This window comes from Marinagarivorans sp. (genome assembly GCF_982758155.1).
This window is the reverse complement of sequence record NZ_CEXWTU010000061.1, coordinates 1-22,804: the sequence shown is the minus strand read 5'-3', so window position 1 is coordinate 22,804 and position 22,804 is coordinate 1. Positions and strand designations below refer to the sequence as shown.

Here is a 22,804-nt window from a genome sequence, read left to right as displayed (position 1 = left end):
GCCGCACCTACGTAGCACTGCGCTATACCATGCTGCAGGTGTACTACGATGCCATGTACCAATGCACGCAATCTGGGCTGCCCATTTGCCGCCCCTTATTTTTAAACGAGCCCAACGACCCAGGGGTTTACGGCAACAACAACTACTACATAAACTCGCAGTTTTTTGTTGGCGGCGACTTTATGGTAGCGCCAATTTTATTCCAAGCCGAAAGCGCCTCGCCGCCCATTAGCCCCACCCGCGACCTTTACCTTCCGGCCGGCAGCAATTGGTATGCCTTTCAAAATAACCAAGCACCACTGCTGGGTGCAGTACAAGGCGGCGCCGTTGTTGCCTACACCGCCGGCCTCAATTTAGTACCCATTTACGTACGCGCTGGGGCCATTTTGCCCTTCCAAGAATTAGAACAATGGGTCGGCGAGCTCCCAGCCAACCCACTAACCATTAACTGTTATCCCGGCCCCGATCGCTGGAGCGACGACACCGCCTACGAGCTTTACCAAGACGATGGCATCACCCAAAACAGCGGATCGCGCTTAACCCGCATCTACCAACAAACCCTGACCAACAATGGCACCGTGCGCCAAGTTCGCATGGCGAAAGTTACAGACAACTATGTACCCAAAGGTACAGCAGAGGCACCGGGCGCTTCCTTTAGTTACATTGGCATACTGGGCAGTGTAACGTCGGCTAATACCGTATCGCGCGATGGCGTTAATTTACCCAACGTAGGTGATCCTGGTTCGTTGCAAGCTTCTTCAGGCGATTGCTGGTACTGGAACGAATCACTGGATATTGTATTTGTGAAGGTGTTTGATAACAGCCCAGACACCACCATTAGCGCCTCCTACTAACCCCATTTATCGAGATCATGTTTATGCAACTTCGTAACAATGCGGGCTCTAGGCCCCAAATTACTTTTACATCAGATTTTCACGAATTGGTTCAAGGCGACCTTGTTCCCGGCCCCTGTCTTTTACGCTACGACCCACTGCGTTTAGTGGCGCTTAATGAATCCGAAGGCCACCACCACGACATTCGCGCGTTTGTACGCTTTCACCCCACGGGCGTCGAGTGGCAAGGCGTGATGTCTTTACCCGCCGGCACTCCACTTGCCGACCAAGCCGATATCTGCGGCCAAGGGTTTATGCTAACCGCACCACTGACCATCCCTGCGGATTGCGATGCGATTGAAGCCTGGTTTTCCTGCAGCCACCCCGACGGTGAAACACACTGGGATTCAGACCACGGTAACAATCACTGGCTGCGCTTTGGCCTTGCCGACCTTACGATTAAGTCTGCAACGGTCGCCGCTGCCAAGAAAAATGCCGTGCAAGACACCTTCAAAGTAGAAGTCACCACAAAACCCTGCATCGAATCTGTTGATATACGCTGGCGGCAAACAAAATCACCCCAGGCACCCCGTATTACAACCCCCCTTAAAGCCAACACCCAGGGTACCTGGAGCACTCCCAAAGAAGGCATTCCCGTGGCAAAGAATTCAGTGATTGCCTTCGATATTATCTACACAGTAGCCGGCCGCACCTTCACCGACGACAACCAAGGCCGTTGGTATATTGCGGATTAGGGGTAGGAGGTTGTTAGATATTAACTATTCAGCTTTGCACAAATAGGCCGGCAAACTGATCATTTTCTGGGCCACACGGAAGTGGCCAATTGGGAGAACGATCGAGGCAGAGCATGTATATTGCAAAGGAGCAGTTACCCCTGCATGTTACGCTTTGAGCAACACTGCTGAGGAAGCAGGAGGCAAGTACTATTGGGTAAAGAATTTTTTCCTCGGCCCTTAGACTTCCCATATTGCTTAACGCGTTTTGCTGCGGCCTGCGAAGCCTAGTTGTTATTTGTGCAGTGTTGTTATCGACATGCAAATAGTGCCTATATGTGTGCGTTATACCTAAACGAGTGCTTGGGGTATCCTATATTTCTCTTACGATATTTTGCTTAATTAAAATTTTAATGAAAAGCCATGCCCGCCAAAAAACGGCTACCTACTCGCGCTTAACTCATCGCAAATAGGTGGCCGATTATTAATGCAAGCTACGCCTTACTTTTTTACAGTGTTACGGCTGCCTCAATTTTCTCTTTTACGGTGGCATTCTCAACTTGCGCTTTTGCGCGTAAGCCTGCCGTTAACGCCCCTTCCATCCAGCCAGGAATATAACTCATCGCATCACCGGCCATAAAAAACATATTTTTCTGCCCAGCCAACATAACTTGGTAACCCTCCTTACGCTGATCATCGGTATAGGTAAACCAGCCACCAGCTTGGAACGGCATATTTTGCCATGCAATGGTCATCGCTTTATCAATCATATTATAAGGATTACCCTGTTCATTACGGGCGCTAGGGTCTAATTCGGCATGCAACTTACGGCCCTGCTCCCAAGCTTGCGCCACACGACTATTATGTGAGAGCTTCCCAAAACGTGTTGCAGGCCTTGCGGCAGTATCCGCCAATGGTTGAGTCGGGTCATCGCGTAAATACGCCCCAGTTAAAATACCTCGCTGATTATGAAAACCGGTAGAGGGATACCATATTTGACTTATTGGATCAGATGTCCAACTGATGCCGCCATAAATACCATTTTTACTAGACTCCCAAAACCGTTCGGCCTGCCACGCTACTTTACACGCAGCGACGTTATGCACACCGGTAGTTAAAGCATCTTGAAATTTATCGTCAAAGTTATTTTTAACCTTTGCCAGTAACGAAGGGGCAATTGTCGATATACAAAAGTCGGCCTCAAATGATTCATTCTTCTTACTTAGAGGTTTACCTAAATGATCAACATGTTGCGTTTTAACGATGACTTTACGCCCCCGCCTTGTCACCATTTTAATTTCAACAACTTTACGACTCAAATGAATTAAGTTGCCCACTTTAGCCCCTGCAGGCGTGGCTTGGCGCATAAAGGCCGCCGCAATATTATCAATCCCGCCTACAGGTTGAACCAAGCTCGTTTGCCAATAATGCCGCATGTCATTAAAAAGCTGAGTATTCCATATCGTTTTTGCCTTGAGCAAATCAGCAAAAGCAAACGGTTTATAAAGTTCACCACTATTATTACCTGCGCCCGGCCCAACCTCGTAACCCGCGCGCGCACCACCTTGATAGGTGCCCTCTTTTAACTCACCAAACACATCGGCCAACTTTTCAAATTCTTCCGGCGTCATGACACCATCGAGCTGCTCAGCATTAGCCGTACGGAACATTTCAGCCAAATAACCCCGTAAATTGTGCTTAAAATGCCTTACCGGTACAGGCTCCCCTTGATTAAAGTTATCACTCCGCATCAAATTTGCCCGTGATGCAAAAATAAAACTTTCTAAAGCAACACCAAACTTTTTACAATAATCGAGTACGGTTGTATGGTGCGTAGGTATGCGTCCAGCTCCGGCTTCAAAATATAAAGAGCCCTTACCATCGGCCTCATTAAAAGTACAAACCTCCGCCTCTCGCTGTTTGCCTTCACTGTCTTTACCGGCTTCTTGATACCAGCTATCAGAAGAGCCATCAGGCCTAATCGTAAATGTTCTGCCTTTAGGCCGGTTATCGGCTTCAAAAATTTTGCATTCATACCCCAATAACGAAAGCTCATAAGCTGCCGTCAAGCCCGATAGACCGGCACCAATGATGGCCACTTTTTTACCTGTGCCAATACCGCTTTTAGCAACCACAGGATCATACTGTGAACGGGCATTTGCCTGCGCCGATATTTGGCCAATGCCTAAAATCGCCATTGCCTTAACTAATGGCACACTACCACCGGCTAACGCAATGCGCGTAAGAACTTGTCGCCGTGTACTCATTGTACCGTTTTTATTCTTTCTTTTTAGGGTCACTGAACTTTCTCCATTGTAAAAGGGTTCGTTTTTCAGCCAAAAAAAGGCGCTATCAATGTGACTATAAAATAGCACGTTAAATACTATCATTTTTCGCTAAAGGCCCAGAAACAAAGGTTATTACTAAAAATAATCACTCAACGTTTTGTGTTGTCGCTAATTTCATCCGAACAAAAAAATAGCCCCTACCTCGCAACTCTTTTTATCTATCGAAAAATCATCATCCTCAGAATACACATTTAAGAGACGAGGCAATAATAGTTTACCCAATTAGGTAATGAGGTAATGAGGTATTATTGGGCATAGTTCAGGAGGGTAACGCATCGAGGCAGGAGGGGGGCAAGTGTCGAAGAAAATCAAAATATTAACTAACGACCAAAAAATCGCCGAGTAACCCCAAGCCTTTTACCCAGCATTAATCAGTTTTGCGGCGAAAGGGTTTATTGCATCACCTAGCCCCGCCAGCACAAGACTCAGTGATGTGATTAGACATCACCGCACGGTAATAGCAGTGGCACCAAGAGGTTTGATCCAACGACATTATTAACCTTCTAGGCTTCGCCACTACACCCGCCAACAGATTACTCTCATTAGGTATAGCTAACAGCTCTATTTACGCGAGGTCATTCATTGGGGTGCCCTAAATTAGTATTGCCTTGTTATTGGTTTTTATTTCTATGGCGCTCTCAAATGCATCTGCATTTTCAAGGCATCTAATTATTTCCTTATTGGGAAGACAGTCATCACTAACGTATTTCATTAAATTTGGATCTGGATCGCAAAACAATATATCAAATGACAGACGATCCATACCGTATAAGCCTCTATGAATCATATTGGCTGAAAACACCAATAAATCACCCGCGTCCAATTCTACTCTGACACCGGTAGAAAGATGATCATGGTTTTTTCGTCCGTTGTTTTCTAACCTGACATCAAGCTCTTCATTAGTATCCCATCGCCGATGCGTGCCGGGCACCAACTCTACCCCAGGCTCAGCAATTAAAGGGATTCGAAAATGAATAACCTCGGAACCCGCTAACGCTTCCTTTTGCTCTTCGATAGAAAGGTGGTATTGCGGGTCTCTGTGCCAATAATTTTTTTGTTCCGCGCTAGCAGGGTTGAAGAATAGCTGAGTATTCATAAAGGTTGGACGACGACTCATTACAGAAGCTACCGCATCCATCAATTTAGATGAACCTATGAACCTAAACAAGAGCGTTCTTTTGATCTCATCCAGATGTTCTGTGCCTGTGATATATGCAGAATTTACTGCTCTGTCAGCATACAATTGAGCGTTTTTTCGCTTCCACAACTCGTGGAAATCTAATAGGACTTCTCGCAAGCCTTGGAGATCATCATCGTTGAAAATATTTTTGAAAACAAAGTAGCCGTTTTCTTCGTATTCATTCGTCATGCGATCACCAATAAGGCCTGTTTAAGGCAGCAAAAAATGTTGGTGACAAAATCGAGGACATGCACACCGGAAATCTATCCAAAGATAATTAATAGACACCCATAATACATAGACCTGTTTATACGAGGTCATTCGTCGAAGTATTTGGGGTACCCTAAATTACATGACGAGTTTTATGGTTGACTAACAGACTCCCAATCTAAATAAATAATGGCACGGGTTGCATGGGCATGGCGGTATTCAAATATTGCAGGATAGTCATCCTCTAAAATAAACAGGTCGCCACTTTCAACAATATCACTCTCAGTATCTTGACGGTCCATAAACGAAAAATCGACAGCGTAACCATCAGCGCTGTAGTAAATGATTCTGCTGAACGATAAGTCAATAGTTTCCCCGGTATTGTTTACAAACTCAGCACGGATATCTTCAGGTGAGGCGCTGAAGTTCGTTAAGCTCGGGCTGGGTTTTACTATCGCGTCAGTGATAACTGATCCTTCAAGTGGGGGCATTACCGCATATGCTGCAGCATTTACCACATCAACAGGGAGAGCTAAAGATTTGCTACTGTAAGGCAGTGTTTGACCAGGGGCGAGGCAGGTATTGGTATTTATTTCGATTGCCAGTGGGAAGATTGAGCCGTTCAAATAAGAATCTACGGAGATTAATGCGACTTCTTGATCGTTGTGGTCGTATAAGCTAAGTAGATCGCGAGCTGGATTAATAAAACAAATAGGTTCTTTTGAAGTATTAGTCACTTCAATAGTGACGAACGACCAGCGATAACGCCCTTGCTCGTAACTGTTATAAATCTTAACCGTCGAGCCGGCCCGTAGTGATCTATCGGCCACGTTTGATGAAGCTATTCGTAATGGTAGCTCGCGTTTCTGTGCGCCGTCGCCTAAAACACCAATGCAATCCCCTAGCGGCGCATCAACAATAAACGTGTTGTGTGTAGTGGCCGAAACGGCAGCACTAAATTCACTGCAGGGGGTGGAGTTGAAAAACGCACTTGGCTGTGAAACGGCTTCACTGACAACCGATGATGAACTACTAGATATCGAACTACTAGATATCGAACTACTAGATATCGAGCTTAAAAGATGGCTTTCTGAACTACTTGCTAACGATGATGCAGGTAAAGTTGGTGTTGAGTTTTCGGTTTTGTTGGTTGGAGGCGTCAAATTTTTATTACTGTCGCTTGAGTTCGAGCACCCAGTACTAATCGTGAGGGTAAATAATAGCGCGGAAGCTGTCGAAAAACGGGCAGGGGAGTCATAAACTGGCATTAAAATTCCTTAAAGTTCGGTTTCCTAGATCTATGCGTTGCCATTTAGTTGAAGCCAAGCACACAGGTGGTAATAGCATGGAGGGAGCCTTTCCCTCATATCGCCGCAGCATTATAAGCGTACCTTAACTTGGCGTAAAATCTTATTGCCCTAACTCAAAGGGGCAGCAGGTGTGCGGTTTAATTCAACACGCGTGAGAACATGCACGCATCAATACTACGAATACTCAAGCGAGGCGGCATCTCTACATAAGGGGCGAGCACGGAATAAGTTGCTGGAATTTGGATTTGTGAGAGCTTGCTTGACGAGGCGAAAATATGGCGTAATAGCCGGCTATTGCAAATATTTTTAACGAAGGCAAGTGTGCACCCAAAAACGGGAAGTTATTTCATGCACGCCCCTAAGTGCACCTTTCTTCTTTCTGCGCCTGCTCTGTTAGATTGACAACCTCGAAGAGGCATTAACAGGCTTTGGAGATGCTACAGGGCTATGCTAAGGTCGCCCATTGAGTGTCTCCATTAAGAATCAAGGCACCCGAAAAATCCCAACCGCCAGCTTTGGCCGATGTTTACAGTTAATAAGATAAGAACTTAATTTATGGCCAAGAAAAAATCCGAAGTAACTTTGACTAATTTTGGTATTTACACGCAATGGGATAGCGAATCCAAAGACTTGCCAAAGCTACGGAAAGTGACTCGCGATATCCCCTGCGAACTTGATATTGAATTCGGTTATATCGTAAACATTAAAAAAGCAAAAAATAAAATTCTGCAGTATTGCATTTATCACCCCAACATCCCAGATGAAGATGGCATTGTAATGGCGCCGTTCTCGGGTGAAGAGTACATCAAGCAAAATGATTGGCGATTTTTTATCGGCGATACCATTTGGAAGCCTATAAGCAATAAAGTTGGCCCATGGCGAATTACTTTGGCTATCGACGATATTATTTATACCGACGAAACGTTTAACGTATATTCTGTAAGTTAGAAGCAGACGGCTTAAGATCAATGATAAGTTTGTCGTACTCTTGTGATCAACCATCACTGTTAGATCACAAGTTTGAGTGCATCCCCTCTTACTATAATGTTCTATTACAACCACCTAATACACCCTCCCCCCTTGTTAGCTCCAATCTCGACCCCACATAGACTCTAATACCAACAGATCACAGGCCTTAAGCCAAAGGAAAGCTTCATGAAAATCCAATTTAATACTGACGCCAACATCCACGGTACCGAAGCACTGGCCGATCGAGTGAGTGAGTCTATCGAGCATGCGTTAGATCACTACCAATCACATATCACCCGAGTAGAAGTGCATATCAGTGACGAGAGCAAAGGCAAAAGCGGGCTACACGATCATCGCTGTATGTTAGAGGCTCGTTTGGAAGGTCGGCAGCCAGTGGCCGTTACCGAGCACGCCGCAACGCTAGATCAAGCCGTCAATGGCGCAGCCAAGAAGCTAGCCCATAGACTAGAAACCGTAGTGGGTCGCCTGCAGGATCATAGGCCTAAGGCGTCAGCTCTGCCGGTGGAAGAGACTGATTTGGATGTTGATGTTGATGTTGATACTGATGAGATTTAGTTTTTTTGTAAGCGACTAACAAACTCTACCCTTGGCTGAATTGCTTTTCAGAGCGCGATGTTCAAGGGTAGTCATTGCTCGAAGTCCTCAAGGCTTTCACATAAAGGCAGTCGATCTAAGAACCAGAATGACTTAAAACTAGTGCCTGCCCCAGCAGTTTGCCCAAATCACTTGACGTAAAAAGAGGCAGGGCTTTTACGGTCAAGTGAATTTTATTGTTATATGCATTTATCTCATATTCTTTTCTACAAAGCTGTTGAGTTCAGAAACCGACCGAACCACATGCAATGATTTATTAGCCGACTGTCTCTCTAACCTCTGCAAAAAGCCATCATTCCAAAATTTAGGACAAAGTTTTAACACTCTATAGCTTTCTAGTGTTCCCTTCAGCACTGAACTTCCATCAGGCCACCCCTCAGGCTTTACAAATAGTCCTTTTAAGAATCGCTTTGTCACTAACCAATAGGTAGTCGAGTAAGGTAATTCTATATAGATCAGTGTATCAGCTTCTTCTAAACGCCTATTAAATGAATCAAATGAATTCATTGGCCCGAAACCTTCTATAATCCAAGTTTCAGATGAGAGAATACTCTCGTGAGCTTCAACGTAGCTCTGTCGATCGATCTCTTCTCCATTTTCTTTATATAAAATTGAGTCTAAGGCATGCAATTCTATGCCTGAGGCTGATGCAAGTTTTTTACTTAAAGTAGATTTTCCACTCCCTGGCTTACCGAAAACTGCTATTTTTTTCATACTACCTCTGTTCATTGAGATTAAACCCATGAGACAGCAATAGAAAACCCGCCTCTTGGGCGGGTTTGATAAATTATAAACGCATCAAAAACCCCACCATTCCTATGGAATGATAATAATTCGAGCTATCTGATATGTGAAATTTATATTCATATTTACATATTGCTAGAGGGATAGAGTAATGTCAACTTTTAATATTGGCTGGGACAGGCACTCGCTTACATACAAAATCAACTAATAATTTAGCCTTAGCTACTTTTTGCGTATAGCACTGAAAGTATAAGGTATAAGGCAATCAAGCTAAGAACCAGAATGACTTCAAACTAGTGCCTGTCCCAGCAGTTTAGGATTATAAATACTTTGAAATTTACAACTAAATACAACCCTCAACACGAAGTATTCGACCTACAGTAGAACGATTAAAAATTTCGATAAGCTCTGACTTTGAACGCTCATCAATGAAATTATCAGCGGCTTCAATTGAAGGAAACTCGATAACTACTAAAAATTTTGGTACATCGATACTTTCTCGTATGACGACAGGCTCTGCACCTTTTACAACATACCTACCGCCATGCTTTTCAATTAGCTCAGGAATACGTGAAGCATACTCCATGAACCCTTCCATATCCTTAATATTTACATCTACAACTATATATCCGCGCACTATTTATTACCTGCTCTAACGCCAATAGTTGGCGCCTGTTTTGTATTGTTTGGTCTTTTTCAAGCGACGAAAAACAGGTCGCTCAAGATGTTTTGTTATATCTCTTTCTTAGCACAATTGCACTCTTTAGCAGTAATTTTAAGTTCTTCAATATATTCCTGCATGGCCTTTTTCATTATCGGTTCGCCGAGCGCTTGGAAGTGTTCTGTAAATTTGACCAATGCGACTTTACTCGCTGACACCTCTTTTTTACCAATTTTAGATGTGTAGAAATCAACCAACTGATTTAGCTCTTTATCAGAAAACTGAGTACCGTAATGTTCACCCCAAACAGAAATAATCTCTTTAGCTGACCATGGCGTTTCGACTTTTTTCATGAACGTTAAAAGCGCAGCCTTAAACCGTACTTGGAACTCTTCATTAGGATTAAGCTGAGAGAGTATCTGTTCAATAACTTGCTGTCCCATAGCCTCATTTTGTACCTTTCCCATCGCAAGTTGCTGTTCAAACATTGACAGAAGCCCTTGTGCCTCCATTAAGCTTCTTACTTTCTCACTTCTATCATCGGCCATTACGGAAAACGAAAATAATGCACAGACAATAAAAGATAAACACAACCTACTCATAATTGCTTCCTCGTTGGATAGATATAACGCCCGCAGCTGCGGGCGCCTTGTAGCGACGAAGCCCCTACAATGGCTGGGACAGGCACTCGCTTAAACACAAAAGCAACTAATAATTTGGCCTTTGCTACTTTTTGCGTATAGCACTGAAAGTATCGAGTATAAGGCAATCAAGCTAAGAGCCATAATGACTTCAAACTGGTGCCTGTCCCAGCAGCTTAATTGTGCGAAGCTTTTCCCGCACAATCACAAGTGTAGAGTAAACTGTCTTATTGACCTGCCCTGTTAAATGCTTTCATCACTGAACTTCAGCGCTATTGGATTCTGATTTCCAACAAATAAATTTGCGCCCTTAAACTTCCAAACCCCTACGCTTTTAAACATAGAGATATATACAGAGCCTCCTAGCTTATCGCTTGTAATTTTAACCAGAAAGTTCGCATAATCATCTTCAGCCCCTAAACTGAACCCGTCGACTTCTAAAAGCTCATACTCGGCCTCAACGCCAAAATACATCGTGACTTGCGGGTCGTCATTGATCTTTCTAATGGCTAATCTATAAGCATCACTAGATTGAAAAATCATAGGCATAGCGAGAATCATTACCAAGGCAATTGTCACGAAAAAACCAAATGGGATCAAGAATCTAGAAGCTCTAGACAGGCTATCCCACTTTAGAAGTATGTAAGTTAAAAATTGCATAACTGAGTTCTCTGACGACATTTAACGCCCGCTTCAGCGGGGACGAATGCGAAGCGTTTTTTGTGTTATTTTTTGAGCGCAGCGGGTACCGCAAAAAGTGCGTTCCTACCTCTTCTTTTTAGTCTTTATGCCTTTGTTACACATACTCTAGCCGGCACCGGATGCCGCTGCATTTTGATTAATTGCACCTGCTGCTATGCTTTGTTGCTGGTCACTTTGAGACGCTATAATACAGTGACTGTGGCCTAGACCACTTAAACTATTCTCCCACTTTATAGATCCGGTTTTTGGATCTAAGCAAAATAGGTAACCATTAGCGTAGGCATATACGTTCTTATCATCGAAACAAATATTGGTTACGCTCGCCATACTTTTAAGCTTAGTACGCCACTTCTCTTCACCTGTTTCTTTGGAGATGCAAACGGCATAGCCTTTTATACCAATAAATAAGTTGTTAATGGTCTATCTCCTTTTTGTATAACATTTGATTAACGCTCATGGTCACATACAGGAACATCCCTACATATAGACCAAACTACCTACAACTATACCTAAATTGCTAAACACAGACACCTTCCAACATATGGCGAGTACCCACATCTAGGCATTTATCTTCACTGCCCTCAACATTGTAGTCTTTAAACCCTAAGACTGAGGGCGGTACGCCGGAATTTTGGGTGTCCCAATACCAAAGGTAATAACCCAACGCTCAGAAACAGGTATCGGTATTCACCTCTGGGGCCGTCACAAACAGGACGTTTGTGTAGAGCTTACATGGAAGTATTCACGCGTGCCCCAGAGGTGAATGCCGACACCGTCGTGCCAGCCCCACCCTTTGAACACTAAAACTTACTACCCGGTGGCCAATTCGGGGGCTCGGTTTCGTCCTCCCCTACTACCGCAGTGGCTTCTGCTGCGATTGTGTCGGGCATGTAACGCTTTGAGCAACGAAGATAAGGAGGTCGACATCAAGTAATTAGTGGATGAAATATGTTTCCTCGCCCCTAAAGTGCGCCAATCCCCTTAATGCGCGCATACGCATCCGCTGCGTAACCGGCATAAATTTCATTTGGATTGCCCGATATTTTAATAGGAGATTCTGGATCTTCTAAAATAGCATCTACAAATGGCGCCGTATAGTTACCTGCGACGCCAAACTATTATTGCCTCGCCCCTAACTGCTCTAACCGTTCTTTTAAATAACTTGCCACGGTGTAAGTCATTTTCTGCCCTCTTTTTCACCCTCATTAATGAATACAGTATTTTCGTGTAATACCGTGTAATAGCTATTACACGGTATTAGCACTAAAAATAGCCTTGTGATTGTGAGCAGTGTTTATGGCATAGCAGGTTGGCATTGCAGCATTCTGTAGAAATATGTTTTGCAGCATAAGTTTTGATAACAATAACGATGACAACATCAGTGACTGCAATCACTGGTTAATAAAAAATACTCCATCAATTTTCTTTTGCAAGTTCATTCTAAATTTTATTGGATTTAATTGAATGTCGCAGTAAGACGATTATTGGCGGGCAACCGTGTTTACACTTTCGCAGGCCGCGCTCAGCATTCTGGGCCCCAACATTAATAGGGCTATGGCAATATAATGAATAAAGAAAAAACTCTAGCTTTACCGTATGAAAAAGTATTTAGCGCATTCACAAGTCGATCACCCAACTTCGGCAAGCATGCTACCTTATTGTTCACCTCTGCCACCCTTATGGCCTATTCCGGCTTAAGTAATGCTTATGATGTTGCACAAGATAATGGAGTGCCGTCGTCTCAAAGTTCGGATGTAGAGTATTTTGAGCTTGCCGATAGCGGTATTCGTAAAATATCCAAGGATGTGTATGTTGCGTTTCCTCCCGAGGGTAAAAAAACACCACAGCGCGAACCCGATGTGGATCAACAAAAATTACTGCACGGTGATTACTCGTTAGGGTATGTTTTAGAAGCGGGACAAAATCAATTTAATTTACCGTTTAATGCCGAGCACGGGCACGGTGAAGGCGCTAAAGGCCCGCGCCATAAACAACGTGCCATATGGAACCCCCGTGATGGCACCGTAGAAGATCCTGCAGCGTGGCCCTTTTTACGCGTTAATGGCATCGATTCCCAAAGTTGCTTTGAATGCCACAATACCATTGGCGAATATACCGCGCCGGGTTCAACAACAGTGGCAAAAGTACGTAAGCCCGGCGCCCAAGGTGGCCCCGCTGGTGCAGCCAACACCGCTTTTATTAATGATCAATTCCCCGAGCACCTAGCCCAGCTATTAGGCAAAGACCCTAAAACAAAAGCCGTACTCACTAAATTCGCACGCAACCCGCCGCATGTTTTAGGCACCGGCTACACCCAACGCCTTGCCACCGAAATGACTACCGAATTACAAGCCCAAGCCGAAGCTACTAAAGTTGTCGCACAGCGTAATTTAAATACCACACAAGTCTTTATGCTGAAATCTAAAGGGGTTGAATTTGGCAAGTATTCCGTCGTGTGCTCCTCTTATAGCGCTTGTACGGAAAATGCCAGTGAAGTGGTTGGCGTACAACAGGACCTTGTCGTACGACCTTTTCAATGGGGGGGGATAGCCTCGAGTGTTCGCCACTTTGCACGCGATGCGTTAGATTTTCACTTTAGCGTACAAGCCGTAGAAAAAGTTGGCCACAAAGATTGCGACCTTGATGGTTTAAGCGATGAAATAACGGTAGGTAATGTTACTGCGCTAACCTCCTATGTTGCGATGTTTAGGCCGCCCCATCAAATGATTGAGGCCGGCAAAGAAAAGTCTGTTGCCGCCGGTGAGGAATTACTGGATAAAATTGGTTGCACTAGCTGCCATACACCCACCATGCATATTGATAATTCAACGCTCACCGTCAATACACCGCCACCCGTTTCGCCAGCTGAAGCTTGCCCACGCGAAGTTGCGCAATTAACGAATAGCTTAAATCATCTATCAGACAGTGCCTTAGAAGCCCAGAAGCGTGTTGATAGCGCCTTCAAGAGCAACAAGTTATTGAATGTTCAGCCTACCGATAAAGATTTTTCTTTCAACGAAAAGCAAAAATCCCTTACTCCAGAAGATGTTTACGCCATTGTTGAACCTTTTCTACAAGACGTTACGATCGACTTTTTATCTAAAGATAATTATCAAATTGATTTGAATTTATCGGGTGTGAATAAAGGCGATGTCCCTGCGTATGTATGGCCACGGTTACCGGCACAAGGTAAAAACATAGAAGTGCCTTTATTCAGCGATTTAAAATTGCACTTTATGGGTAAGCAATTATCCGATGATTATGCCCAAGGCACCGACAACCCAGATTACGCCGCACAACCCGGCGTTTATGTTACACGCGTATTGTGGGGCGTAGGCGATACCGACCCGTACATGCACGATGGCCGCGCACGCACTTTGCGTGATGCTATTGAGTTACATGGCGTAGAAGGTAGCGAAGCACAAGCGGCTGCAAAGAAATTTGCCAAGCTATCAGCCAGTAAACAACAAAGTGTTTTAGACTTTTTAGAAAGCTTAAAGCTTCCAATTGCCGAAGGCGTAACTTCACCCGAATACGTTCAACAATAATGTTAAGGGGCTGCAACGCAGCCCACGAGGATTCCCATGGGTTTATATAGCCATTTAAATATTAAAAATGCCGACGATTTATTGAAGGCACGAAAACTAGTTTCCCCTAAACGCGTAAAACGCAAAGAGGATTGGACACTCGAAAATCTACAAGAGCATTTGCAGTGGGCTGTTGATATCGAACTGTACACAATTCCGTTTTACATGGCTTCGATGTATTCCATCGTAGACCAAGCCGCTGAAGCACGGCGTTTGGTACGCAGTGTTGTTAACCAAGAAATGCTGCATATGCAATGCGCCGCCAATATTGCGAATGCTTACGGTACCGATTTAGTGATTAGCGCACCCAGCTACGGCGGTGCTATCCCGCACTTAAATTTTGCCCTCGATACACCCAACCCCACCGATATTTTTACACCTTACACTACGGCCATCGGGCCGCTGGATGTCGCACATATTAATGCCATGTGCATTATTGAATTTCCCGATTGGGATAAATGCCATAGCCAAAGCACGGGTGACGAATACGGCTCTATTGGTGAATTTTATAAAGCCGTTGAACAAGGTGCAACGCAACTAGCGGGCAATATTCAAGCAGACCGACATCAAGTCGGGCATTTTAAAGCCATCTACCCTGATGCCGGATCCCTCACGATTACTGAAACCGGTGTTAAAGGTTTAGAGCAAGTCAGGAATTTGATTAACCTAATTGTGGACCAAGGCGAAGGCGATAGCGGCAGCGATTGCCACTCGCAATTAACGGAACGCACCGATCCCTTAAAAGGCTCGTTTGTGGACAGTAAATATCAAAATAACGTAGACGACCTACAACCCACTTGGGATCACTTCGAAAAATTCAGTTACTTGCGTGGCCAGCCACTGCCCGAGACTTACCCCATTACTTTTGGTAGTGACCGCGGTCGCGAAGTACAAGATATTTTATTAGGCCACTTTGGCGAATTTTTAATCGTGATGAACGAAGTTTTTAGAGGGGGTTGTGGCCGCGAATTCGCCACCGTTATGTTTAAAGTGGGCGCCGGTATTGCAGCCTGCTGGGAAAACGGCGTAGTCCCTGTATTTGCTAAAGCCACCGAAACGGCAGGAGAATAAATAATGAGCCAGTCAATTTTTAGAATTCACCCCGCCATTGGTATTGCCCGCGTAGGTAACAGCCAAGAATATTATTTAGCACCAGAATCCATTGCCGCCATGCCGCAACCCGGCAAGCCCGGCGATGCCACAACCGGCGGCCTGCCTATTCGCCCAGGCACCGAAAATACGATTATTAACAGCAGTGAAATTCGCGATTGCAACGGCGGCTTTAAACGCCAAGCTGCGCGCTTTCGTATTTATGCTTACGCCGAAGATGCCGTTGCCCAGTACCCCGCCGACGGCGGCACCGAAATTACAATCGGCAGTAAAATTAACGGTAAAACCGTTAAGGATATTGTATGGACAGTGCATCTAGCCAATAAGAAATCTAGCTGGTTTGCCAATAATGACGACCTTGGCGTTGTGGCTTACGAAAATGGTAATACACCCACATTGCGTAACTTGCGTGAGGGCCTAGACCCTTACAATACTAGCCGCCTGCGTAAATTAATTATTGATGCTGGCCCTCGCGCCCTTAACGGTAAAAATAACAGCGCCAGTTTCGATAGCGTAAGCCAACCCAGTGTAGGTAACGCTGGGGTCATTAAAGACATTAACGATTATCCTAAATCCTTCCCTTTTGATCATTTTTCAAAGTTGGAGGAACATCAGGGTCGCATTGATACCTTAGGCGATATGAATACCGACGACCAAGGTCGTTTAATTGTTGCTGGTGGTTTTGGCCGCAGTACTGGCTGGCCGCTGGATGAAGACGATACGCCCGTGCCCATTAATGGACCGGTGAATAACGACCAATGGTTTGACGACACCTCTGATGGCCCCGTGCGCGCCACAATTGTTTTTGACGATGGCAGCACAGTTGATCCCTTCGGTGCTTGGCTAGTCGCGACCGATCCCAGCTATGCACCGCAAACCTTAAATGTGGTTTCGTTATTTGATGAAGCTTACGATACCTTTGTACGCGAATTAGATTTAGACCCAGCCGCTTACAGTAATGGCCATTTTAACGATGATTTTGTGCCCGCTTTCGACGATCACATTCAACCGTTATTTCGCGCAACCGCTCAGCAATTGTGGAATGCCTACCTGCCAAGTTTTGCGATAGACGCCCATAAAAACGTCGGCAATATTAGCGCCGACGATAATCCCGATGCCACCATTCTTGCCGGCCTAGCGTATATTCGCCGACCAGACCCAGGTACCGAAGCCAGTTGGCGTGCCCAATCCAGTGATATTGGCGCCCCACTAATGCCGCTTTCTTTGGGCGATTCTAGCGCAGCCGGTGGTAAACCCTTTTTGTCCCCCACCATGACGCAATACCACTATTTAACTTGCTGGGCGAATAAACGTTTTAGTAAAAAAGCCACGAAGCCATTAGGTGCTGGTGAATACCTCGATCGCGCGACACTTCAAAACTGTTTGGGTGGTCGCTTTAGCCCAGGTATTGATATGACGTGGATTATCCGCGAAACCAGCATGTATATTCAAGATTGGCAAAATGGTGCGGGGCCTTTCCGCATTAAACACAAAGCGCTGGATTACAATACCATTGCCAAAAAACAAGAATATTTACCACAACCTGCCTTTTTAGATTTTGGCTGGATACCACGCCACCCCGATGTGGAGTTTGATGGTTTAGAGCCCGGTGATGCCACTAAATTTATGGCACTGCCGTGGCATGCCGATTATAACTCGTGCGCTATTCACCAAACCTCGCCCAATAAACAAGATTCTAATACGCTGTATTGGTCTTGGCCGGCACAACGTCCGGTTACGGTTTACACCGCCGACGATTTTACCGGTTCTAGCTTCGACGATTTACCGGCACAACGTTATTCCGTTCGCGGCCCCGGTACTTATCCTGGTGAAAATAGCCCATCGGATACCAATGATTTGGCGAATGCTGGACGCTTTTGGGATTACCGTGACATGCTCGATCAATGGAATGAAATTGGCATTATCATGCAAGCCACGCAAATTGATGATGGTAAAACCTACCCCGACGATGTGTACCTTGAAGTGCAAAGCCAGCTAAAAGATGGACCACCAGAATTGGCCGACCCAACACCTTGGCCCATGGTGGCAGGTACAGGCACGGCAACGCGAAAACCTTAACTCGCTGTAAAAATCCGCCGATATCTTTATCGGCGGACTTTACGATAAGTGAACCACTCCACGTTCAATAGATATTTTTTATACGACTTTTACTTACAAAATAAAATTGGTAACAGTGAATGCCTAATCTAAAGACCCATTACGATGTTGTTATTATTGGCGGTGGCCCAGCGGGTTGTGCTACGGCTATAGCCCTTCAACAATTAGGCATTAATAATATTCTTATTGCTGAAGCCAGCGATTATTCCCAACCGCGTATTGGCGAGAGCATTCCGCCTGATACTCGTGGATTATTCTCGCGCTTGGGCTTATGGCAAGCCTTTGAGCGCGAAGGGCACGAACCCAGCATGGGAAGTTATTCTTCTTGGGGCAGTAATACCCTAGGCTTTAATGATTTTTTATTTAACCCACGTGGTCACGGTTGGCATTTGGACCGCCTGCGTTTCGATCAATTCCTCGTTAACGAGGCACGCTTGCGCGGTATTACGGTGTGCAGCGAAATGCCTTTTAAAAACGTACAGGCCACAACAACAGAAGCCTCAAATACCGCACACCCATTACATATCACTTTCGCAAATCATCAAAAAATACAAGCTCGCTTTATTGTAGATGCCACCGGCCGCGCCGCTAAAGTAGCACGCCGTTTAGGCGCTAACCGTAAAGTAGACGATAGCCTAGTCTGTGTAGCCGCCTATTTTGACCACGCCAAAACACCGCAACAAAACACCCAACACGCCAACCGCATGACACTGCTAGAAGCCGTTGAAGATGGCTGGTGGTATACAGCCCGCTTACCCAACAACCGCACTATTGCAGCCATTGCTAGCGACCAAAGTATTATTCAGCAAAAAAACTTAAACCAAAAAGAACACTGGTACAGCGCCTTAAAAAATACTCAACATTTATTTGAGGCTCTCGGCCAACCCACTCCACCCGCAGCACTACAAACGTGGGTAGCCCCCTCTGTTTTATTAAATCCACCGGCCGGTAGCCATTGGCTCGCCGTTGGCGACGCCGCCAGTGCTTACGACCCGATTAGTTCGCAAGGTATTTATAAGGCACTGCTCAATAGTTTAGAAGCCGCACCTGCCATTAAGCAGTGGCTAGCAGGAAATAACGAAGGTTTACTCGATTACCGTCAACGGGTGGGCCAGCAGTTTATCGGTTACTTAGAACAACGAGCCTATTTTTATGATTTGGAACAACGTTGGCCCGATGCCGAATTTTGGCGAAAACGCCATTCGGCAAATGCTGGATTAGCAGTGGCTTAACGTTTATTAAGTAGTGTACGACAACAGGATTATGAGTAACACTCAAGTATTCTTGAGCGCACTCTTTATTTTTCGACATTTTCTCTACAGTAAACCGTAAGCTTTTTATTCAAACATCTGCTTATAAAAATAGTCTTTATCCGCCCCCTCGCCTCCTTCTTGGCCATCCCTTCCAAGGCTATATAGCTCAAAATTATCATCAGCATTAATATACAGATAAGCTCGTTCCCATGGATCTTTTGGCAAACGCTCTAAGTAACCCCGCTTTGGCCATTTTCTGGGTGGTGGGTTAATATCAGTTTTGGTTGCCAACGCTTCCAAACCTTGCTCGGTGGTTGGCATACTGTAATTATCCATCTCATACGTTTGTAACGCTACTTTAATGCTACTAAAATCAGACTTAATTCTGGCGACTTCCCCATCTCTAATTTTGCTCATCAGTGACGGCACGGCTACCCCCAACATCAGACCAATAATTATCACAACCACCATGATTTCAATCAAACTAAAGCCACGAACCTTCACGCCTATTTTTTGCATAATCTCTCCAACTATTCAATTAGGATGCAACCAATAGGACATAAAAATAATGATTGATTCACTATTTTTAGGGAAATAAATAGTTGAACCAATAAGGCACGACATACTCTACTGAAAACTTGAGACTATACGGAAGTGATTAAAAATTATCTTATCTGAATGGATTTTTTCTAGGTACGGCGCCGGGCTAACATTTAGACAGATGGTATTGAGAGAGATGATATAGAGAAGAGGGGTTGCGTATGAAGGGGGTAACGTAAGGCTTAATCGCGTAAATGCGATAAGAGTGCAGATTACTACAAGTATCCAGCCTGCTTTATTTAAAAAATTGCAACCTCTTCAATACCAAAGAGGTTGCAATTAAATGACGATCAATTAGCTATCAAATTATTTAAGTTCTACTTCGCGCAGCAACCACAGACAGACATAACATTTTGCTCGGTCGTTTTCCACTGCCCATTCCATTTGCCCAAAGGGATACTACAGGTTGTGGGACAAGTGGTTTCGGCTTCGCTTTGGCTATATATAGGCCCAGCTTGCACATGAACACACTGCCCTAAACCGGCGACAACATCTAAAAATAAATGGCTTAAGTTTCCAGATGTGGTGTTTTTATTTTTCGCATCCGCAGTACCCGCATAACCATGGCAGCCAAAACAATTACTGGCGAAATTGCTATTAGACGCTGGATTTAAATCCACATGCTGAAAGGTCGTTTCGGCTACGGTGTTGGCAAGGCGCAGAGAACCGCGCTGATTACCCGTATCGCTTCCTTGGACCTTCTCACCTTTTTCGTTTACTACAGTGACTGTTTTATCTGAATCTTTTGCTGTATCCGATACCCACAGCGCGCCTACATTAAAGTAATTATTTAATGCATCACTCTTAGCCAATTGCTTTGTCACGCTCATATTCATCGACAAAATGGCGGCTAGGTTTTCCCCGGCATTGGCATCGGCTGCGTCGGTACCGTAGGGGTATACACGGCAAATTTCAGTAGGATTACCACGGGTTTCGGTAGCTTCGAATGCTTTATTGAATGCGCAATTGTAATCATTACCCTGCGTACAATGTTCATTCGCGAAGGACCAACCTTTATTTGATGCTGGCCCCTCACAATCAGGCGCGTTGGCTCGATGCTCGAATGTGGCCCAAACAAACTCGGGGTGGTTGGGCGTGGCGACCGCTAAATGAAAGCCAATTAAACCCAACAGAACATCCTTTTGTTTGTTTTCACCACTGCCAATATCGGCTGTAATCGTTACGTACTGGCTTGCATCTTCATCGCTTAATACACGCCATGCCGTTTTAATCTCATAAACGTTGTTATTAGGATTTTTGTCACCAGGAACGGTAAAGTTTGTTTGAGAGGCAATTTTCTTAGCGGAGCTACAAAGATTACGGCTAAAGCGTACATCGTAGTAAACCACATTTTCATTTTGGTCATAAATAGTTGCGTTATCGCCTGCTTGCTGAATATTTGTTTGCAATCGCTGTGTTTTATTGAGTGATGTGGTTTTGGTGGCATGAATGATTTTTTTGTCGCACGAATTAGCAGGCTCTCCGTTAGCGGCGAATTCTAAAATGGGGTAAGCACGCGTATTCTCAAAAACACGATTTCCGGTTTTTTTATCTGTGCCCATTAAGCTTAAAAAAGCTTGCCAGCTAAACTGATAAAAATCACAAAAGGTGGAAGACCCATCACCTGCCGATTGAGCAACTTCGGCAGGCAAGCCAGGCGGCGTATTCGTAAACCAACCACTCGGCGCGGTGCAGTTACCGCTTGCAATTAGATTATCTTTAGCGTTTGCGGCTGGCACTAACAACATTGAAATGACAACGATAAATAGGGTGGCAATGGCTTTACGGCTCATATTCTTCCTCGACTAAGGCGCGTTATTATTTGAACTAAAATGGCAGTGATGTCGGTAGCACAAGCATCAGCCTCCCAACATCTACGTTACTGTAGTCCATGCTCCCACCGAAAAGTATTACACGCTATAACACCCAAAACTAAGCGCCCAGAATTAGGGGCGAAGGAATAAGTGTTTATTCAATGAGACGAAGGGGAGGGTTTAGGGGCGGGGTAGTACTAGTTTGCTCAATTAGACGAGGGTGTTTATTGCAATATTACAATTATTGAGACGACTAGAAAGGTGCTCATTTAAATGCCGAGACATCGCCTTCACTTTTTATTCTACGGACAAAAAAATACCCTACGTGCCAATTGCATCGCAGGGTATTCGTATTCAGGTGCTGAACTATTGCTACGCTTCTAAACGCCTATAACTACTCGCACGCTGATATTTACTGAAACTGTCCATCTCCAAAGCTTACGCCAATGGGAACACACCACACACTTATGCCGTCGAGGTCATCAAACGTTTTCCCTGCAGGGAGCGTTACTGTAATACTTTCATTATTATAAGGCGTATTGCGCAGCAGGTTATTGCCGCTTAATGCAAAGCCCCCATTGGATGTTTCGTACTGATTATTTGCGCCGCCGTAAATGCGAACATTAATGCCTTGGCCATCATAATTAAACGCGTCGATGCGTACCGTACAGTCATCAATAATTGTTGCCGTACCGCTCACACCATGGGCCAGCGTATTCAGCTGTGCGTTTTGTCCAATTTTGGGATGCGTAGAAGCACATTCACCGGTACTGCCGCCACCGCCGTTATTACCGCCCTCACCACCGGTATTGGTATTACTACCTTCGGCGGCCTTAAGATACGCAATAATATCGAGCAGCTCCGTATCGGATAAACGCTCTTCAGACCAAAACGGCATGACTCCGCCGGTTAAATCACTGTAAACCGCGCTTGCGGTTCGGCCACTTGTGCGCACGCGCCTTGCAACAAGTTCGGGCTCCAAAACGCGCCCAGTCAAAGGTAAACCGCGTTCGGTTCCAACCCCATCAAGGCCATGGCACACGGCGCAGCTTGTATTAAATATCATCTCCCCATCTATAGCACTACCGCCCTCATAGGTGTCGCGCATGTAATCCGTATCGATGGTAAAGCTAAGGTTGGCGACGTTTCCATCGCCGGTGTCTACGCTATTCAAATAACTCACAAAGCTTTCATATTCGGCACTATTGGACGACCACTCGGGCGCATTCATCCACTCGGTTAAGCAGCTGTTTGCGGCCTCAATAAAGGTGCCGAGCTGGCCATTTTTAAAACTTGTTCGCCTTAAAGCATCGCCTATTGGGTGGCCCGGTCGCGTGAAGCCATCCATCGCTGGCTCAGTCAACGCGTGGCAGGT

Annotated in this window: 19 protein-coding genes and 1 pseudogene; 8 read left to right on the top strand and 12 right to left on the bottom strand. The window is 45.1% G+C overall.

Annotation, left to right across the window (positions count from 1 at the left end):
• Together AC3A8L_RS09065 and AC3A8L_RS09060 are read left to right on the top strand one after the other, a co-directional pair.
• The coding region (locus tag AC3A8L_RS09065; RefSeq protein ID WP_487961922.1) for a DUF5110 domain-containing protein at window positions 1-854 on the top strand (854 nt) is incomplete at its 5' end.
• Window positions 855-877: 23 nt separating this feature from the next.
• The gene (locus AC3A8L_RS09060; RefSeq protein ID WP_487961921.1) at window positions 878-1,588 is read left to right on the top strand and encodes a DUF6209 family protein; all 711 of its coding nucleotides are present in this window, start codon (window positions 878-880) and stop codon (window positions 1,586-1,588) included.
• A gap of 488 nt (window positions 1,589-2,076) precedes the next feature.
• Here the strand turns inward: AC3A8L_RS09060 and AC3A8L_RS09055 are convergent, their stop codons facing one another.
• The 3 genes from AC3A8L_RS09055 to AC3A8L_RS09045 all read right to left on the bottom strand — a co-directional run bounded on the left by AC3A8L_RS09055 (window position 2,077) and on the right by AC3A8L_RS09045 (window position 6,573).
• Window positions 2,077-3,867, bottom strand: coding sequence for a flavin monoamine oxidase family protein (locus tag AC3A8L_RS09055; RefSeq protein WP_487961920.1), 1,791 nt, complete (start codon window positions 3,865-3,867; stop codon window positions 2,077-2,079).
• A gap of 640 nt (window positions 3,868-4,507) precedes the next feature.
• Window positions 4,508-5,284 (bottom strand): phytanoyl-CoA dioxygenase family protein, encoded by a 777-nt coding sequence (locus AC3A8L_RS09050; RefSeq protein WP_487961919.1) that lies wholly within the window; start codon window positions 5,282-5,284, stop codon window positions 4,508-4,510.
• Between the two features lie 173 nt (window positions 5,285-5,457).
• Window positions 5,458-6,573: a hypothetical protein gene (locus AC3A8L_RS09045; RefSeq protein ID WP_487961918.1), complete on the bottom strand. Its 1,116-nt coding sequence runs from the start codon at window positions 6,571-6,573 to the stop codon at window positions 5,458-5,460.
• Between the two features lie 597 nt (window positions 6,574-7,170).
• Here AC3A8L_RS09045 and AC3A8L_RS09040 point away from each other — a divergent pair.
• Together AC3A8L_RS09040 and AC3A8L_RS09035 are read left to right on the top strand one after the other, a co-directional pair.
• A complete protein-coding gene (locus AC3A8L_RS09040; RefSeq protein WP_487961917.1) occupies window positions 7,171-7,563 on the top strand; it encodes a DUF3859 domain-containing protein in 393 nt (130 codons plus the stop codon).
• Between the two features lie 207 nt (window positions 7,564-7,770).
• On the top strand, window positions 7,771-8,160 hold the full coding sequence (locus tag AC3A8L_RS09035; RefSeq protein ID WP_487961916.1) for an HPF/RaiA family ribosome-associated protein: 390 nt from the start codon (window positions 7,771-7,773) through the stop codon (window positions 8,158-8,160).
• Window positions 8,161-8,388: 228 nt separating this feature from the next.
• Here AC3A8L_RS09035 and AC3A8L_RS09030 read toward each other — a convergent pair whose 3' ends face one another.
• From AC3A8L_RS09030 to AC3A8L_RS09005, 6 genes and pseudogenes are all read right to left on the bottom strand, one after another.
• A complete protein-coding gene (locus AC3A8L_RS09030; protein WP_487961915.1) occupies window positions 8,389-8,913 on the bottom strand; it encodes a P-loop NTPase family protein in 525 nt (174 codons plus the stop codon).
• A gap of 373 nt (window positions 8,914-9,286) precedes the next feature.
• On the bottom strand, window positions 9,287-9,580 hold the full coding sequence (locus AC3A8L_RS09025) for a DUF1330 domain-containing protein (protein WP_487961914.1): 294 nt from the start codon (window positions 9,578-9,580) through the stop codon (window positions 9,287-9,289).
• A 95-nt stretch (window positions 9,581-9,675) separates the two neighbouring features.
• Window positions 9,676-10,152, bottom strand: coding sequence for a DUF2059 domain-containing protein (locus tag AC3A8L_RS09020; RefSeq protein ID WP_487961913.1), 477 nt, complete (start codon window positions 10,150-10,152; stop codon window positions 9,676-9,678).
• Window positions 10,153-10,488: 336 nt separating this feature from the next.
• Complete coding sequence (locus AC3A8L_RS09015) at window positions 10,489-10,794, bottom strand: hypothetical protein (protein WP_487961912.1); 306 nt, start codon at window positions 10,792-10,794, stop codon at window positions 10,489-10,491.
• 258 nt (window positions 10,795-11,052) lie between these two features.
• Entirely contained in the window at window positions 11,053-11,343 is a 291-nt protein-coding gene (locus AC3A8L_RS09010) for an outer membrane protein assembly factor BamB family protein (RefSeq protein WP_487961923.1), read from the bottom strand.
• Window positions 11,344-11,909: 566 nt separating this feature from the next.
• A pseudogene (locus tag AC3A8L_RS09005) lies at window positions 11,910-12,050 on the bottom strand (hypothetical protein); the annotation flags it as partial.
• Window positions 12,051-12,512: 462 nt separating this feature from the next.
• On the opposite strand from AC3A8L_RS09005, the gene AC3A8L_RS09000 reads away from it, so the two are divergent.
• The 4 genes from AC3A8L_RS09000 to AC3A8L_RS08985 all read left to right on the top strand — a co-directional run bounded on the left by AC3A8L_RS09000 (window position 12,513) and on the right by AC3A8L_RS08985 (window position 18,994).
• Window positions 12,513-14,495: a di-heme oxidoredictase family protein gene (locus AC3A8L_RS09000; protein WP_487961911.1), complete on the top strand. Its 1,983-nt coding sequence runs from the start codon at window positions 12,513-12,515 to the stop codon at window positions 14,493-14,495.
• A gap of 36 nt (window positions 14,496-14,531) precedes the next feature.
• A complete protein-coding gene (locus AC3A8L_RS08995; RefSeq protein ID WP_487961910.1) occupies window positions 14,532-15,605 on the top strand; it encodes a ferritin-like domain-containing protein in 1,074 nt (357 codons plus the stop codon).
• A 3-nt stretch (window positions 15,606-15,608) separates the two neighbouring features.
• Window positions 15,609-17,723, top strand: a complete 2,115-nt coding sequence (locus tag AC3A8L_RS08990) for a LodA/GoxA family CTQ-dependent oxidase (protein WP_487961909.1) — start codon at window positions 15,609-15,611, stop codon at window positions 17,721-17,723.
• A gap of 119 nt (window positions 17,724-17,842) precedes the next feature.
• Entirely contained in the window at window positions 17,843-18,994 is a 1,152-nt protein-coding gene (locus AC3A8L_RS08985) for an NAD(P)/FAD-dependent oxidoreductase (protein ID WP_487961908.1), read from the top strand.
• A 105-nt stretch (window positions 18,995-19,099) separates the two neighbouring features.
• Here AC3A8L_RS08985 and gspG read toward each other — a convergent pair whose 3' ends face one another.
• The 3 genes from gspG to AC3A8L_RS08970 form a co-directional block, all read right to left on the bottom strand.
• Entirely contained in the window at window positions 19,100-19,534 is a 435-nt protein-coding gene (gene gspG, locus AC3A8L_RS08980; protein WP_487961907.1) for a type II secretion system major pseudopilin GspG, read from the bottom strand.
• A gap of 398 nt (window positions 19,535-19,932) precedes the next feature.
• Window positions 19,933-21,408: a mannan-binding lectin gene (locus AC3A8L_RS08975; protein WP_487961906.1), complete on the bottom strand. Its 1,476-nt coding sequence runs from the start codon at window positions 21,406-21,408 to the stop codon at window positions 19,933-19,935.
• A 433-nt stretch (window positions 21,409-21,841) separates the two neighbouring features.
• Window positions 21,842-22,804 (bottom strand): DM13 domain-containing protein (locus AC3A8L_RS08970; RefSeq protein ID WP_487961905.1); only part of this gene is annotated, 963 nt, incomplete at its 5' end.

What these genes read in the sequence shown, in the direction of transcription:
- AC3A8L_RS08985 (WP_487961908.1), top strand. Translation starts at nt 17,843, where the DNA reads ATGCCTAATCTAAAGACCCATTACGATGTTGTTATTATTGGCGGTGGC.
- gspG (WP_487961907.1), bottom strand. Translation starts at nt 19,534, where the DNA reads ATGCAAAAAATAGGCGTGAAGGTTCGTGGCTTTAGTTTGATTGAAATC.
- AC3A8L_RS08975 (WP_487961906.1), bottom strand. Translation starts at nt 21,408, where the DNA reads ATGAGCCGTAAAGCCATTGCCACCCTATTTATCGTTGTCATTTCAATG.
- AC3A8L_RS08990 (WP_487961909.1), top strand. Translation starts at nt 15,609, where the DNA reads ATGAGCCAGTCAATTTTTAGAATTCACCCCGCCATTGGTATTGCCCGC.
- AC3A8L_RS09045 (WP_487961918.1), bottom strand. Translation starts at nt 6,573, where the DNA reads ATGCCAGTTTATGACTCCCCTGCCCGTTTTTCGACAGCTTCCGCGCTA.
- AC3A8L_RS09060 (WP_487961921.1), top strand. Translation starts at nt 878, where the DNA reads ATGCAACTTCGTAACAATGCGGGCTCTAGGCCCCAAATTACTTTTACA.
- AC3A8L_RS09000 (WP_487961911.1), top strand. Translation starts at nt 12,513, where the DNA reads ATGAATAAAGAAAAAACTCTAGCTTTACCGTATGAAAAAGTATTTAGC.
- AC3A8L_RS09035 (WP_487961916.1), top strand. Translation starts at nt 7,771, where the DNA reads ATGAAAATCCAATTTAATACTGACGCCAACATCCACGGTACCGAAGCA.
- AC3A8L_RS09040 (WP_487961917.1), top strand. Translation starts at nt 7,171, where the DNA reads ATGGCCAAGAAAAAATCCGAAGTAACTTTGACTAATTTTGGTATTTAC.
- AC3A8L_RS08995 (WP_487961910.1), top strand. Translation starts at nt 14,532, where the DNA reads ATGGGTTTATATAGCCATTTAAATATTAAAAATGCCGACGATTTATTG.
- AC3A8L_RS09030 (WP_487961915.1), bottom strand. Translation starts at nt 8,913, where the DNA reads ATGAAAAAAATAGCAGTTTTCGGTAAGCCAGGGAGTGGAAAATCTACT.
- AC3A8L_RS09050 (WP_487961919.1), bottom strand. Translation starts at nt 5,284, where the DNA reads ATGACGAATGAATACGAAGAAAACGGCTACTTTGTTTTCAAAAATATT.
- AC3A8L_RS09020 (WP_487961913.1), bottom strand. Translation starts at nt 10,152, where the DNA reads ATGGCCGATGATAGAAGTGAGAAAGTAAGAAGCTTAATGGAGGCACAA.
- AC3A8L_RS09015 (WP_487961912.1), bottom strand. Translation starts at nt 10,794, where the DNA reads ATGCCTATGATTTTTCAATCTAGTGATGCTTATAGATTAGCCATTAGA.